Origin of the sequence: Nonomuraea pusilla (assembly GCF_900109355.1) — a bacterium.
GTDB classification, from domain to species: domain Bacteria; phylum Actinomycetota; class Actinomycetes; order Streptosporangiales; family Streptosporangiaceae; genus Nonomuraea; species Nonomuraea pusilla.
Genome location: NZ_FOBF01000001.1, coordinates 591,490 through 606,085 on the forward strand (window position 1 = coordinate 591,490; position 14,596 = coordinate 606,085).

Here is a 14,596-nt window from a genome sequence, read left to right on the forward strand (position 1 = left end):
GGAGGGCGGGGACGGCCGCCGATCAGGTCAAGGCCGCGGAGCCCCGCGTCACCCGGTGGAAGTGGGGCTCGTCGTGTCGGTCGGGGTGCCGGTCGGGGTGCCGGTGGGGGTGCCGGTGGGGGTCTCGGTCGGCGTGACCGGCGGCGCCGGGGTGGCGCCGCAGGTCGGCACCTCCTGCGGGACGAGGCCCGGCGTCGGCGCGGCCTGCTCGGGGGTGAGCGGCTGCGCGGGGGGAGGGGTGACGGGGACGGGCGGCGGCGTGACCGTCTGCGGGACGGCCGCCTGGTCGCCCGTCTGCGTGCCTGTCCCCGTCCCTGTGCCCGTTGCTGTGGGCGTGAGGGTGGGCGAGGTGGTCGGAGGGGCAGGCTCGCCCGTCGGCGGGGCCGGCTGGCAGGTGAACGTCACCGTCGCCGTCACCGTGGCGGTCGCAGTGGCGGTCGCAGTGGCGGTCACTGTGGCGGTCACTGTGGGCCCCGCCTGGGTCACCGTGGGGCCGGCCTGCGTGACCGTCGCCGTCGCCTGCTGCGTGACGGTGGCCGTGGCGGACGGGGTTGCGGTCACGGTCACCTTGGCCGTGGGGGAGGCCGTAACCGTGGCCGTCGGCCACGGCAGGTGCTTCACGCTGACCGACGGCTTGCCCTTCGCCTTGTACGTCCCCTTGCCGAGCTTCTTGGTGACCTTGCCCGCTCCGGTGGTGACGGGCAGCTGGGTGCTGGCGGTGCGGCAGGAACCGCCCTTGCACACCTTCTGCTTCACGGTGAAGCGGGCCGCCTTGTCGTAGGTGACCGAGACGTCCAGGTAGGAGACGCCCTTCTTCTTGACCACCTTGGTCTTCGCGGTGTATTTCCCGGTGGTGGGGGTCGGTGTGGGTGTGGACGAGGTGGGTGACGCCACCTGCGCGCCGCGTGGCGGCTCGGTGGAACGCAGGGGGTCGGATGCGGAGGTCTGGGTGATCGCGACTCCTCCGGCTCCTGCCAGTGCGGCGGTGGCGAGCAGCGTGCCCAGGATGCTGAGTCTCATAATCCTGCTCTTGGGGGAGATTTCAGGACTCGGACCATTATTCCGAGTTGTCAAGATTGGTCAAGGCTGAGTCGTATGGACAGACGCTTCCGCGTCCGGCGGGCGGTGAACTACGTCAACCTCGCCACCCCCCTCGGCCTGCTGATCGCGGCCGTCGGCGGGGCGGCGCGGCGACCCGGCCCCGACGGCCTCATCCTCGCGTACGGCTACCGCTACCGCTTCCCCGTCGCGGGCGCCTTCACCGTCGGCAACGTCGTGCTGACCAGGGCGCCCGCGCTGAACGAGCGCCTCGTCAGGCACGAGGCCCGCCACGCCACCCAGTGGGCGTGGTGCGCGGGGCTCCCCATGCTCCCGCTCTACCTGCTGGCGATGCTGGCCTCGGTGCTGGTGTGCGGGCACCAGGCGTCGTACAACGTGTTCGAACGGCTGGCCGGACTGGACGACGGCGGCTACCCGCGCGCCGCCCTGTGGTGGCGCAGACGCCGCTCCTCCCGCTGACCAGAGGCGCCGGGCGTCCAGGGCCAGAGCTTCTCGGGGTTGCGTACCGCCCAGATGCGCCTGATCCGGTCGCCCGGGACGTCGAACGCCGCCACCGTGACGGTGACGCCGCCCTGCTGGGCCACCAGACCGGGCTGGCCGTTGACCGTGCGCTCCAGGATCGTCAGGCCGGGCGCCTTGTCGGCGAGGGCGACGAGGTAGCGGGCGATCCGCTCGCCGCCCTCGATCGGGCGGAGGGCGGCGCCGACCAGGCCGCCGCCGTCGGCGATCATCGTGGCGCCGGGGTCGAGGAGGCCGACGAGGGCCCGGATGTCCTTGGCCTCCCACGCCTGCCTGAAATCGCGGACGAGGCCGGACTGCCGGGCCGCGGGAGCCGCCGGAGCCTGTGAGTCGCGGATGCGCCGGCGGGCCGACGAGGCGAGCTGGCGGCAGGCCGCCGGCGTACGGCCGACGATCTCGGCCACCTCGGCGAAGGGATACCGGAAGACGTCGTGCAGGACGAAGGCGACCCGCTCGGCCGGAGTCATCTGCTCCAGCACGACCAGGAAGGCCATGCTGATCGACTCGTCGAGCGTGACCCGGTCGGCCGGGTCCACCGTGCCGCCCGGCCGCCCGCTGATCCACTCCGTGCCGTCGGGCAGCGGCTCCGGGACCCATTCGCCCACGTAGCTCTCGCGCCGGACCCGCGCCGAGCGGAGCAGGTCCAGGCAGATGCGACCGGCCACCTTCGTCAGCCAGGCGCCGGGGGACTCGATGGCCTCCTGCTGCGCCCGGGTCATGGCGTACCAGCGCGCGTAGGTCTCCTGGACGACGTCCTCGGCCTCGGCCAGGGAGCCGAGGAGCCGGTACGCGAGATTGACCAGCTGACGCCGCTCGCTCATGATCGCGCTCAGGCCCGGGTCGGGCCGGCCGTGTCCCGGCTCGGATGGTGTGGTCATGGCGTCGCCGGCTCCCTCGGTCGTATCCGTCCTCACCGGACCGACGAGACAGCGCGCCGGCGTGTGAGGCCGGCGCGCCGCCTCACATCCGCGGCGGCTGTGCCGTCAGACCGGTGAGACACCAGGCCGCGAGCCGCCGCGGACGCGGGCCGCGCGCCTCGGACGGGATCGAGAAGGGAAGACCTCGCCATGCCCACACGCACGACGACGAAACAAGGCCACCTCACGCTCCTGCGTGCCGTGCTCACTCTGCAGGCCGTGACGGTCTTCGTCCAGGCCATCACGGCGGGGCTGCTGCTGTCCGCACCGAGTGGCGGGGCGCTGCACAGCGCCGGTGCGTACACGCTGTTCGTGGTGGCGCTGCTGCACCTGGCCGTCACGATCGGGGTGTGGCGGCCCGGCGGCGGCTCGCCGAGGCCCATCCTGTACGCGGTCGCGTTCCTGGCGGTCGCGTCGGCGCAGATCGCCCTGGGGATCGCGCATGTCAAGGCCGTGCACGTCCCCCTGGGCGTCCTGATGTTCGGCATGAGCGTCCTTCAGGTGGTACGGATCCGGGCCTCGGGAGCCTCCGGCGGGACGACCGCGGTCAGGGGGTCAGCCTGAGCGTGTGCGCCGCCGCCTTCCTGACCGACTCCGGTTTGGAGAGCATCGGCAGCAGCTCGCCCTTGGCCCACAGCTCGGCCTGGTCCCAGTAGTTCTGGTGGAAGGCGTGCCCGGAGGCGCCCGTCAGGTTGATCCACTGGGACCTGTCCAGGTCCGACAGGTCCACGACCATCCGCATCGACGGCACCGCCGTGATCTCGTACCCGTTCTGGACGTTCCAGCCGGTGGCGTTGACCGCGTCCTTGCCGCCGGGCACCGCGAGCGGGCCGCGGTTGAACAGCGCCTCCACCGGCGCGATGCCCGACGTGCCGAGCGAGCCGTTGGTGAGCTCCAGCGTGTGCAGGTCGCCCCAGCGCCACGCCTTCACGTCCTCGCCCAGCGTCTCGGCGAGCTCCTGGTAGGCGGAGGCCATGGCCTGGCGCAGGATGTCGTCGCGGGTCTCGGTGACGTTCGCGGTGGCGGTGTCGTCCCAGTACGGGTCGTCAGGGGCGTCGAGGAGCCGCCGGACGACCTCGTACCAGCGGTCGCCGCCCGCCGGGTGGGCCGCCTCGGGCAGGTCGTCGTCGAACGTCAGCTTGAGCAGGTGCCGCCAGACGGCGTTGAAGTACGCGGCCGGCGCGGAGCCGAGGCCCTGGCGGCGGTCCCAGTCCTTGAGCAGGTCCCTGGCGCGGACGCTCGGCCCGGCCAGCCCCACCCTCATCAGGGCGGGGATCAGCGTGTCGGCGAACTCGTTGCGGTCGTCCCGCTGGATGTCGGCCATCGTGCCCGCGTCGATCTTGCCGTTCTTGACGGCGGCCTCGATACGTTCGCGGATGCGCTGCGACCGGTAGCCGTACGCCCAGTCCTTGGTGAGCAGCGGCTGGTAGCGGTCGGGGTCGATGACGGCGTTGTTCGCGGTGACGATGAACCCGTCGGCCGGGTTCTCCACGGAGGGGAGCTGGTCGTACGGGATGGGGGCGGCCTTCCAGTCGTACTCGCCGGTCCAGCCGGGCACCGGCCAGGTGCCGTCGCCGCCCTCGCGCACCGGGACGCGGCCGGGGGCCTGGTAGCCGATCCTGCCGCTGGTGTCGGCGTAGACGAGGTTCTGCGCGGGGACCTCGAAGAGCGCGGCGGCGGCGCGGAACTCGTCCCAGTCGCCCGCCCGGTTCAGCGCGAAGATCGCGTCGGCGGTCCTGCCGGGCATGAGGGCGGTCCACTGCAGCGCCACGGCGTTCGCCTCGCCGCTCGGCCTGGCGTTCTCCATCACCTCGTTGATGAGGGGCCCGTGCCTGGTGCCGCGGACCTTGATGGTCACGGTCTTGCCCCCGGCGACCTTGATCTGCTCCTGCCGGGTCTCCAGCTTGACCTGCTCGCCCTTGTACAGGTAGGTGTCGCCCGTCACCTTCTCCAGGAAGAGGTCGGCGACGTCGGGGCCCAGGTTGGTGAAACCCCAGGCGATCTTGTCGGTGTGCCCGATGATCACGCCGGGGACGCCGGAGAAGGTGAAGCCCGTGACGTCGTACGGGCACTCGGCGCTGAGCTTCCTGCAGTGCAGGCCCGCCTGGTACCACACCGACGGCATCTGCGCCGACAGGTGCGGGTCGTTGGCGAGCAGCGGCTTGCCGCTCTCGGTGTGCTCGCCCGACACCACCCACGAGTTCGACCCGACGCCCGCGCGGTCGGCGGTGCTCATCGTGCTCGGCACGGCGTCGAGCGTCCTTGCCGCCTGGGCCAGGGTGGTGGGGCTGGTCCGCAGCCGCGGCTCGGCGCGCTGGTCGAAGCGTCCCTGGTCGATCGCGCCCTCGGTGACGATCGGGGCGTGCCTGTCGTACGGGTAGCCGGGGTAGAGCTGCTCGACCCGCTCCTTGGGCAGCTTGGTCAGGGCGAGCGCCCGGTCGATCTCGTCCTCCATGTTGGAGCGCAGGTCCCACGCCATCGCCTTGAGCCAGGCGAGCGAGTCGACGGACGTCCACTGCTCCGGCTGGTACGAGCCGTTCTGCACCTTGAGGACGGAGTACTCCAGGCTGCGGTCGGAGGCGTTCGGGTTGGCGGAGAGCCAGGCGTTGACGCCCTTGGCGTAGGCCGCGAGGTAGTCCTGCGTCTGGATGGCCAGCTCGGGCAGTTCCTGCTCGGCCACCCTGCGCCAGCCCATGGTCCTGATGGCCTTGTCGTTGTCGAGCGTCGCCGCGCCGAACAGCTCCGACAGCCGCCCTGCCGTGATGTGGCGGCGGAAGTCCATCTCGTAGAAGCGGTCCTGGGCGTGGACGAAGCCCTGGGCCATGAACAGGTCCGCCGGGCTGTCGGCGTAAATGTGTGGAATTCCTGATTTATCGCGATAAATCTCCACGGGGCGGCTCAGGCCGGGCAGCCGCAGCGTCCCGTCCACCTGCGGGAACGACTTCCGCACGGTGTAGACGAGCACGCCCGCCAGCACGAGGGCCAGCACGAGAAGAACGGTTAACACCCTGGCGAACCACCGCAAGGGCCACGGCATCCACGCAAAGGGCCGCACCGATACCTCCATGTCGCCGAACTGTCCCTAAGTCTGTCAGTCCGGGCTCACTCCTCCGACCGCCCCGCGCCGGCGCCCGGCGGGCGGCGACGACCCGCCGGTCAGGACCGGGCCGGACCCTCCACGCGCGCCTTGCCGATCTCCGTGGACAGGTCGAGCCCGAGGACGAGGTCGAGGTGCAGGAACGCCTCGAACCGGGCCCCCGGAGCCACCGAGTCGTCGCGCTCCAGCTCCCGCAGCACGCCCAGAGCCGACGGGGTGTCCAGATCGTCCAGGAAGGCCGACTCGGCCCGCTCCACGTACGCGGCGGCCATGGGGGCGCTGGGCGACTCGGCCCACTCGGCCACGCGCGCCCGCCACCGCCGCAGCGTCGCGTCGGCGGCACGCAGCGCCTCCCACGACAGGTCGGCCCGCTCGCGGTAGTGCCGCTCCAGGAACGCCAGCCGGACCGCGAGGGGGTCGAGCCCGGCCGCCGTCACGTCTCCGAGCAGCACCCCGCCCTCCGCCGTGCCCTCTGCCGTGCCCCCTGCTGGTTCCTCCGCCGGCCCGTCCATCGGGCGGCCCTCGAACAGCAGCCCGGCGCCGCACAGCCAGTGCCCTACCACCTCGTGCCCGGCCGCGGCCTCGGACAGGGCGCGCTCACGGTGCGCCGAGGGCGGCCCGACGTGGACGTCCACGCGGCCGCCGAGGAAGCGCAGCGCCGCCGCCGAGCACACGACGTGCGGGCCGGGCAGCCCCGGGCCCCACGGGGAGCCGAAGGACGGGTCGCCGCCGGGCGTCCACAGGGGCCAGTCAACGGTCGCCACCGCTGCCTCGCCCGAGTCGTCACCGCCGGGGGAGAGGCTCTTGGCGTCGAAGAAGACCGCGCCGCCGGGCGTGGCGTACGCGTGCCCGCGCCCGACCAGCTCGCCGACCAGGTCCACGGCCAGGCCAGCGGACTCGGCCGCGTCCGGCGCGTACTCGGGCGGGCGCAGGTTCAGCGCCGCCGCGTCACGGGAGAGCGCCTCCTCGTGCAGGCGGACCCGCTCGGCCGGCACGCCGTCCTCGCCGCCGGCGGCGCCCCTGCAGACGACCACCCGCACGCGCCGCCGCTCCAGCACCCGCCTGACCAGGTCGGGCAGCAGCTGGGCACGCAGATCGCCGAGGTGGGCGTACCGGTGGGCCGACGGGCCGCAGGCGTACAGGCGCAGCGCCCCTGAGGGCCTGACCTCCTGGACCCGCCCGGTGCGCGCGTCGTGGATCCGCAGCATTCCCCGAGCCTAGTCGGGGCTCATCCGCCCAGGAAACCGAGGATGTCCCTGTCGCCGCGCTCCCGCAGCCTGGCCAGCACCTCCTCGCGCGTCGCCGTCTCGGGCAGCCCGATGCGGGCGCCGATCAGGCGCAGCCCCTCCAGCTCGGAGGCGACGGGAGCGGTGTAGCCGATCAGGTACAGCGCCCGGTTCAGCGGCGGCATCGCCACCGGGGCGGCAGGCAGGTACCTCGTCAGCAGCTCGCCGCCGTCGGAGACCGTCAGGAAGACGTGGTCGCCCTCGGCGGCCTTGAAGTCGGCCAGGACGTTCCTGATCGAGCCCATCGTCGGCTGGTTGTGCCAGCTGATCACGACGTCGCCCGACGGCGTCGAGGCCGTGAGCTGCCCGCCGGGCGCCATGCCGAGGTAGGCCGCGAACCCCGTCGGCAGCGGCGATCCCGACCCGCGCAGGTGCTCGGCGTTGACGTCCACCCGGTGCCACCAGCGCCCGTCGCGGGAGCGGAAGCTGCGCCGCGTCTCCGAGACGTCCTTGCGCGGCTGGTACGGCCCGCTCTCACCCGCCGGCGACGTGCCCGCGACGCGGATCCAGCCCCGCTGCGTCCGCTCGAACCCCGGCCCGCCCGAGTAGGCGCGCACCGAGCTCTCACTGACGTCGTAGCGGGAGGTCAGGTTCGTCACGATCGTGCTGACGGACGCCTCGCCGCCGGCCCGCTCGATCTCCCTGACGATCATCTCCCTGATGCCGAGGTACTCGTCGCCGCCCCACCTGGAAAGGCCGTACTTGTTCCTGTCCACGCGGCGGAAGCGCTCGTCCGAGGTGAGCTGGTTGCGGATGCCGACCAGGCTGTAGTCCTCGCCGATGCGCTCCTGGATCTCCTCGGGCGACAGCGGGCGGCCCGCGACCGCGAGCACCGCCTCCGCCTTGTCGTTGATGCTGCGCGGCCACGGCACGACGTGCTGGTCGAGCACGCGCAGGTGCGGCACGGCGAGGATCCACCGCTCGGCCACGTCCTCGCGGACGCCGAGCTGCGCCACCATGGTCACCGCCTCGGCCATCGGGCGCGGCGCGTCGGCGAAGAGCTGGCGGGTCTTCTCCCGCAGGTCGTCCGCGCCGCCCGCGACCAGCCAGCCGTCGGCCTGCTCGTACCCGGTGAGCAGGGTGCGGACGAACCGCCACGCGGGGATGCCGAGCGTGCGCAGCTCCGCGCGGTGCCATGGCACGGCGGCGGCCAGGTCGTCGGCGGGCGCCGCGGAACCGAGCCGTCCCCGCAGCCAGGTGACGTGCGCCACCAGCGGGGCCGCCTCCGCGCCGCCCAGCCACGACTCCACGTGGTCGCGCAGGTCGCGCTCGATCTGCCTGATGCGCTCCCGGGTCACCGAGAACCGCTGCGCCAGCTCGTCCAGGGTGGCGCGCTGCGCGGCGTAGAGCCGGTCGCGGGCGATGGCGAGCTGGCGCTCGTCCAGGCCGGTGAAGACCGCGTCGATCACCTCGGGGAGCGGCCTGTCGGGCCTGAGCGCGGGCACGGCGGCGGGCGCCGGTTCGAGCAGCCGCTCGAACACCCCCGCGAACAGCTTCTGCACCACGTCCTTGCCCAGCGACTCCGGGGTCCGCTCGGCCTCGGCCGGGTCGGAGAAGCGCAGCAGCGGCAGGATGTCACCGAGCGGCAGGTGCCCCCAGCAGGCGGCCGCGAGCTCGGCCAGCCGGCCGGCGACCGCCTGGACGCCGGCGATGTCGCACGCCCGGTCGAGCGGGAGGGCCTGCCACCACGCCGCTGGCAGCTTCGGCTCCTCCACGATGGGCGCTATCTGACCAGGAGGGGTCCAGCGCAGTGGTGGCGCGAGGTCGCTCAGGCTGAGATTCATTGAGGTCCAACCGGCAAAGGAAAGTATCCGCAGTTCAGACTATGTGATCAGAGGGGAAGAAAAGGGCTACCCCTTCCGGAATGGGATAAGTAGAGCATTCCGCGGGCGCGCGTGCAGGCCACGTACAGGATGCCGCGCTCACGCTGCAGCGCGCGGGCCCGAGCGGCCGGCTCCTCGGGCGGCGGCTCGGGCACCACGCCCTCCGCCACGCCGACCAGCGCCACCCGCTCGAACTCCAGTCCCTTCATGTTCTGGAACGTCGACACCCGCACGCCGTCCGCCCCGTCGAGGCCGGCCAGCGCCGCCCTCGCGGACCGCACCAGGGCCGTCGTCCGCGCGCCCACCCCGACCTGCCCGGCCGGCACGCCGCCGGCCAGCCACGACGCGACCGTGGCCCGCAGCCCGGCCAGCTCCGCCTCCGGCGTCTCGTACGCGCGCACCACCGGCCGCTCGCCGTGCCGCGTCGCCTGATACCCGGACATCTCCGTCGCACCCGGCACCAGGCCGCCCGCCGGCCCGCCCCCGCGCAGCCGCACCACGAACGACAGCATCTCCTGCGGCAGCCGGTACGAGATCCGCAGCGTGTGCCGCACCACCGGGATGCCGACCGCGCCCAGCGCCACCCGCGTGTCCGTGACCCGCTGATGCGGATCGCCCACGACGAACACGTCGTCACGCGCGTGCGGCACCGTCGCCCGAAGCAGCCGCCACTGCGCCGGGCTCACGTCCTGCGCCTCGTCCACCACCAGATGCCGGTACGGCTTGCGGCCAGGGTCCACGTCGTCCAGCAGGTCGCCCGTCGCCCGCGACAGCAGCCTGACCGCCTCGTCCGTCAGCTCCGCCAGCGACCGGGCCCCCGGCCCCACCAGCGGCGGCCTGCGGCCCTCGGCGTCCGCCACGATCCGCAGCGCCAGCCGCTCCGGGTTGTCCACATCGATCCGCTTGCGTACCGCCTCGTCCGGGACCAGCTCGTCCAGCCGCGCCGACAGCTCCTCCGCCAAGCCCTGCGTGAACGTCACCAGCAGCACCCTGCCGCTGCCGCGCGCCGCCAGGTACGCCGCCCGGTGCAGCGCCACGATCGTCTTGCCGGTGCCAGGGCCGCCCACCACCAGCGTCGGCTGCTCGTACCTCGGCGCCCTGGCCAGGCGGTACTGCGGCGGGTGCAGGAACAGGCACCACGACGGCGCCTCCAGTACCCGGTCCAGCTCCACCTTGTCCGCCGCGAACACCGCCCGGTCCGGGCTGCGCAGCAGCGCCGCGTGCAGGTCGTCCGGATCGAACGGGCCCGTCTCCTCCTCAGGCGACGCCCGCCACTGGTCGAGCTCCCGCCACGCCTCCGCCAGCGTCCCGCCCCCGGCCAGCACCGCCAGCGGGACGTACTGCGTGGGCGGCAGCAGCGGCTCCAGCGCCGCCACGTCCGCCTCCGTCGTGATCAGCCGGACCAGCGGCAGCGCGTGGCCGTCGATGCCCAGCGCCAGCAGGTCGCCGTCGCAGATCGACTCGAACAGCCGCGACGGCCTGGCCGACCTGCGTAACGCCGGCTCCACCCGCTCCAGCGCCTCGGCGTCCCACTCCTCGACCACGCCGATCACCGGGTTCACGCCGTACCGGTGCCTGACGGCGAACGACCAGGCGTCGGCGTCCGTCAGCACCGTACGCAGCCAGTACACGTCCCGCTGCCTGACCGCCACGCCCCTCAGCCCCTCGGCCAGCCGCAGCGTCGCCACCCGAGGGTCGCGCCCGCCCCGCACCCGCTCCGGGTACGGGGCGCCCGCCACGTTCAGCAGGAACCTGCGCAGCGCGACCACGACCTCCCTGCGCACCGGCGGGGCCAGTGCGCTGAGCTCCCTCGGGAACTCGGGGCCGATCGCGAGGCGCGGCACGGCCTCAGCCCAGGAGTTCTAGCAGGTCGCGGTCCCCGCGCTCGCGGAGCCTGGTGAGCAGGTCCGGCAGGCTGACCGGGCCCGTCATGCCGATCCTCGTCGCGATCACCCGGGCCGCCTGCTCCCTGGTGCCGCCCGGCGCGGTGTAGCCCACCAGGCGCAGCGCCTTGGTGATCGTCTCCGCGCCCTGGGCGGCCACCGGCAGGTGCCTGGCGCGCAGCACGCCCTCGTCCGACAGGGTGAGGAACAGGTGGCCGCCCTCCCGCGCCCCCACGTCCGCCAGCAGGCGCACGACCGACTCGATCACCGGCCGGCCGTGCCACGTCATCGTCAGCTCGCCCGCCGCGCTCCTGACCGTCCGCGTCTCCCCGGGCGACAGCCCGAGATAGGCCGCGAAGCCCGTCGGCAGCGGGCACTCGCCGCCCCCGAGTTGCTCCGCCGTCACGTCCACCCGCAGCCACCAGCGCCCGTCCGGCTGCCGGAAGCAGCGCCGCGTCTGCGACACGTCCTTCAACGGCTGGTACGGCTTGCCGCCGTGGTCGCCGCCGTTCGACTCGGCCTGCCCGGGCGCGGCCGGGGCGAACGCCTGGAACTGCGCCCCCGGAGGCGGGCCGAACGCCGACGGACCCTCCATCGGCGGGGGAGGCGGAGGCAGCGGGGCGCCCCCGTGGGGCGGCGCCCCACCCGGGGAGGGGGGCAGGTGCGGGGGCGCGGCCTGGTGGACGGGCTGGGCCGGCTGCGGCACCTGGGAGGGCACCAGCAGCGGCAGCGCCGCCATCACGAACTGCCACGCCGGGACCTCCAGCGCCCGGATCTCCCTGGTGTGCCACGGCGCCGCCGCGATCACCTTGTCCTTGGTGACGGCCGGGCCGATGCTCCTGCGCAGCTCGTCCAGGTAGACGCGGAACGGCGCCGCCTGCTCACCCGACAGCCAGTGGTCCAGCCGCGCGCGCAGCTCGAACTCGGTCGCCGCGATCGCGGCCGGCGGGACCGCGAACAGCTTGGCCAGCTGGTCGACGGCCGACGGCTCGTCGGTGAAGATCCGGTTCTGGGCGACGGCCCAGCTCTGGTCGTCCAGGTCGGCGAACGCCGCCTCGACCAGCCCCAGCAACTCCTCCCCGTCACCACCAGCACCGTCAGTGACACCAGCACCACCCGGGACACCGGAGACGCCGGAACCAGCGACGGCGCTAGGACCAGCGGCGGCCCCGGGAACACCAGGGACCCCGGAACCACCGGGAGCGGCGGGAGCGCCTGGAACGCCGGGCGCGGCGGGAACGCTGGGAGCGCCGGGCGCGGCGGGAACGCCATCGACCTGGAACGCGTGCGGCCCCTGAGCCGCCCGACTCCGCGGCTCCCGCCGAGGCAGGACGATCTCCGGCCGCCCAGCCTCCTCGACAGCGGCGCCAGACTCGGCCGCGACCTCACGCTCAGACCCGTGCCCGCCCTCGGGGCCGGCCCCGCGCTCAGACTCGGGCCCGCGCTCGGAGTCGTGCCTGTGCTCAGGCTCGTGCTCGTGCTCGGGGTCGGGCTCGACACGGGGCTGAGGCCCCGCAGCCTCGGCCTCGCCAGCGCCCGACTCGACGCCAACCCCAGGCTCACCGGCAACGTCAGGTCCGAGGACGACCTCGGACTCGGACACAACCTCAGGCTCAACGCCGACCTCGGACTCGGAGGCGGCGGCAGGCTCGGCGTCGACGTCCCGCTCGGAGGCGGCAGCAGGCTCGGCGTCGACGTCAGGCTCAGCGTCGACGTCAGGCTCGGAGGCGGCGGCACGCTCGGCGGCGATGTCAGGTTCAGAGGCGGCGGCAGGCTCGGAGGCGACGTTCGACTCGGAGGCGACTTCGGGCTCGTCCGTGACGCCGGGCATGGGCTGGGGCTCGGCAGGACCGTCCGGGGAAGCGGCCTCACGATCGTCGAAGGAGCCCACCCGAGACTCGAACCCGACCTCGGAGTCGGCCTCAGAACCGGACCCAGCCTCAGGCCCGGACCCTGCCTCAGAGACGACCTCAGGGCCAGGCTCGGACTTGCCGGGGAACTCCTCGGCCTCAGAAGCCTCGGCTCCCTGCCCGGCACCCTCTTCGACTCCGGCGCCCTCCTCGACTCCAGGGCCGGAGGGGGCGCCCTCGGGGAACGCCGCCTGAGGCGCTGGGTGATCGTCCAGGGCGTCGCCCCGATCGGAGGCGCGCTCCAGCGCGGAGTCCTCTAAGGCGTCTGCGCCGTCGGCGGCGGGCTCCTGCGCGCGGTCCTTCGGGGCTTCGCTGTCGTCAGAGGTGGAGTGGCCGTCCAGGGCGTCGCCGTGGTGGGAGGCGTGCTCCTGCACGGCGTCCGCGCGGTCGGTGGCGTGCAGGTCGGCGTCCTGTGCCGCACCCGCACCCGCACCCGCGCCGGCGTCTGCGTTCGGGTGCGCCGCCGCGTCCTCCCCGTCAGAGGGGTCGGCTTCGTGGGGTTCGGGCGTGGAGGGCTCGACGGCCTGCTCGTCCTCCCGGGACTCCACAGGCTCGGCGCCGGCGGCGCTCCGCGCGTCGTCCTCCGCGTTCTCCGGGGCGGAGAGACCCTGGACGGCGGGGGCGTCACCGGTGGGGAGCTCGTGGAAGTCCTGCTCGCCGTCGTCAGCGGCCGTCTCGGGGACGTCCGCCTCGGAGGGGTGCTGCGCCGTTGGGGCGAAGCGCGACAGCACGGTGCTGAACAGCGTGTTCAGCACCGGCCTGGCCTGGATGAACGGCTGGTCGAGCAGCTCCCTGCCGGTCAGCGCGAGCAGCCCGGGCCAGGACCCGGCCCGGTGGAGCGCGATGCCGATGTGGGGCTCGTCGGCGTCCTCGGGGTCGAGGACGTGCAGCGCGGGCAGCACGTCGCCGACGGCGGCGGCGGGCCAGTGCTCCAGGGCGATCTCCGTGAGCAGCTCGCCCAGCGGCTCCGGCCCGATGGCGGCGAGGACGCGGGTCATGGGCAGGCTCCGCCACCACGCGTCCGGCAGGTCCGGCTGCCCGGTCAGTAGCGTGATCGTCGACGCGTCGCTCCACCTCAAGGGTGGTACGAGGTCGCTCAGGCAGAAGTTCATCCCGTTCCGTTCACCAGCCCCTCACGCCGCCGCAGCGGTGCAGCCATAATCTCGCCGCCCACGGAAAGAGACCATAGTCCGGCAAAACAGCCCCATGCATCATGCACTACGCATCAGCGCCGGACGGCGGCGAAGCGTAGGCGCACGTAGTCGGCCATCCAGCCCGTCTCCCTGCGCAGAGCGGGTGCGGCCAGCTCGTTCACGCGCCCGAGCAGCGGTTCCACGATCTCCGGCGGAAGCCCGTCGAGCGCCGACGAGGCGAACATGCGCACCCAGTCGGCGGCCCCGCCCGGACACTCCTCGAGCGGGGTGGGCCGGTCGAAGTATTCGAGCAGCCGCACCACGAAGCCCTCCTGCTCGAGCCGGCGGGCGTACTCGGCAGGCGTGGGAAAGTACCACGGCAGGTCGGGTTCGCGCAGACCGTGCTCGCGCCAGGCGGTCAGCATGGCCGCGGTGAGCTCCGCGCAGTTGCCCGCGCCGCCCATCTCGGCGACGAAGCGCCCGCCGGGCTTGAGCGACTCGCGGACGTTGGCGATGACGATGGCGGGGTCGCGGCTCATCCAGTGGAGGGCGGCGTTGGAGAAGACGGCGTCGTACGGCTCGACGACGGAGAAGTCGTGGCCGTCGCCGACGATGAACTTGATGCCGGGGTACTGCGCCAGCGCCTTCTCGATCATGCCGGAGGAGCCGTCGATGCCGAGCACCTCGGCTCCCCTGAAGGCGATCTGGGCGGTGAGGACGCCGGTGCCGCAGCCGAGGTCGAGCACGCGCTCGCCGGGCTGGGGGTCGAGCAGGTCCACGAGGGGCGCGCCCTGCGTGGAGACGTAGCCGAAACTGCTGTCGTAGGCGCGACTGTCCCACCGCTCCAAGCTCGGGGTGTCATATCGCAAGACGATCAGCTCACATTCGTTCAGACATCGGGCCCCCGTGGCCGTGCTGTCCGTTCACTTTAGAGGCTGAACGTCTCTACGACATATCAAGTCACAAGGG

Annotated in this window: 10 protein-coding genes; 2 read left to right on the forward strand and 8 right to left on the reverse strand. The window is 73.3% G+C overall.

Going from position 1 to position 14,596, the window contains the following annotated elements; all coding sequences use genetic code 11:
- Positions 1–48 precede the first annotated feature (48 nt).
- Positions 49–1,020, reverse strand: coding sequence for a hypothetical protein (locus tag BMX74_RS02620; protein ID WP_091097926.1), 972 nt, complete (start codon positions 1,018–1,020; stop codon positions 49–51).
- Positions 1,021–1,095: 75 nt separating this feature from the next.
- Here BMX74_RS02620 and BMX74_RS02625 point away from each other — a divergent pair, with 75 nt between their 5' ends.
- Entirely contained in the window at positions 1,096–1,518 is a 423-nt protein-coding gene (locus tag BMX74_RS02625) for a hypothetical protein (RefSeq protein WP_055508390.1), read from the forward strand.
- Here BMX74_RS02625 and sigJ read toward each other — a convergent pair.
- Positions 1,470–2,456, reverse strand: a complete 987-nt coding sequence (gene sigJ, locus BMX74_RS02630; RefSeq protein ID WP_091097929.1) for an RNA polymerase sigma factor SigJ — start codon at positions 2,454–2,456, stop codon at positions 1,470–1,472. The two genes, BMX74_RS02625 and sigJ, sit on opposite strands and share 49 nt — an antisense overlap.
- Before the next feature lie 189 nt (positions 2,457–2,645).
- On the opposite strand from sigJ, the gene BMX74_RS02635 reads away from it, so the two are divergent.
- On the forward strand, positions 2,646–3,059 hold the full coding sequence (locus BMX74_RS02635; RefSeq protein ID WP_091097931.1) for a hypothetical protein: 414 nt from the start codon (positions 2,646–2,648) through the stop codon (positions 3,057–3,059).
- On the opposite strand, the gene BMX74_RS02640 is transcribed toward BMX74_RS02635, so the two are convergent.
- From BMX74_RS02640 to BMX74_RS02675, 6 genes are all read right to left on the reverse strand, one after another.
- A complete protein-coding gene (locus tag BMX74_RS02640; RefSeq protein ID WP_091097933.1) occupies positions 3,043–5,532 on the reverse strand; it encodes a penicillin acylase family protein in 2,490 nt (829 codons plus the stop codon). The genes BMX74_RS02635 and BMX74_RS02640 overlap by 17 nt on opposite strands.
- A gap of 119 nt (positions 5,533–5,651) precedes the next feature.
- Positions 5,652–6,800 carry a cysteine--tRNA ligase gene (locus BMX74_RS02645; protein WP_091097935.1) on the reverse strand — a complete coding sequence of 383 codons (1,149 nt, stop codon included), beginning with the start codon at positions 6,798–6,800 and terminating at the stop codon, positions 5,652–5,654.
- A gap of 20 nt (positions 6,801–6,820) precedes the next feature.
- Complete coding sequence (locus BMX74_RS02650; RefSeq protein WP_055508398.1) at positions 6,821–8,662, reverse strand: sigma factor-like helix-turn-helix DNA-binding protein; 1,842 nt, start codon at positions 8,660–8,662, stop codon at positions 6,821–6,823.
- Between the two features lie 47 nt (positions 8,663–8,709).
- Positions 8,710–10,545, reverse strand: coding sequence for a UvrD-helicase domain-containing protein (locus BMX74_RS02655; protein ID WP_091097938.1), 1,836 nt, complete (start codon positions 10,543–10,545; stop codon positions 8,710–8,712).
- Between the two features lie 4 nt (positions 10,546–10,549).
- Positions 10,550–13,492 carry a hypothetical protein gene (locus BMX74_RS42760; RefSeq protein WP_143078529.1) on the reverse strand — a complete coding sequence of 981 codons (2,943 nt, stop codon included), beginning with the start codon at positions 13,490–13,492 and terminating at the stop codon, positions 10,550–10,552.
- A 227-nt stretch (positions 13,493–13,719) separates the two neighbouring features.
- On the reverse strand, positions 13,720–14,475 hold the full coding sequence (locus tag BMX74_RS02675; RefSeq protein WP_082535541.1) for a class I SAM-dependent methyltransferase: 756 nt from the start codon (positions 14,473–14,475) through the stop codon (positions 13,720–13,722).
- Positions 14,476–14,596 lie beyond the last annotated feature (121 nt).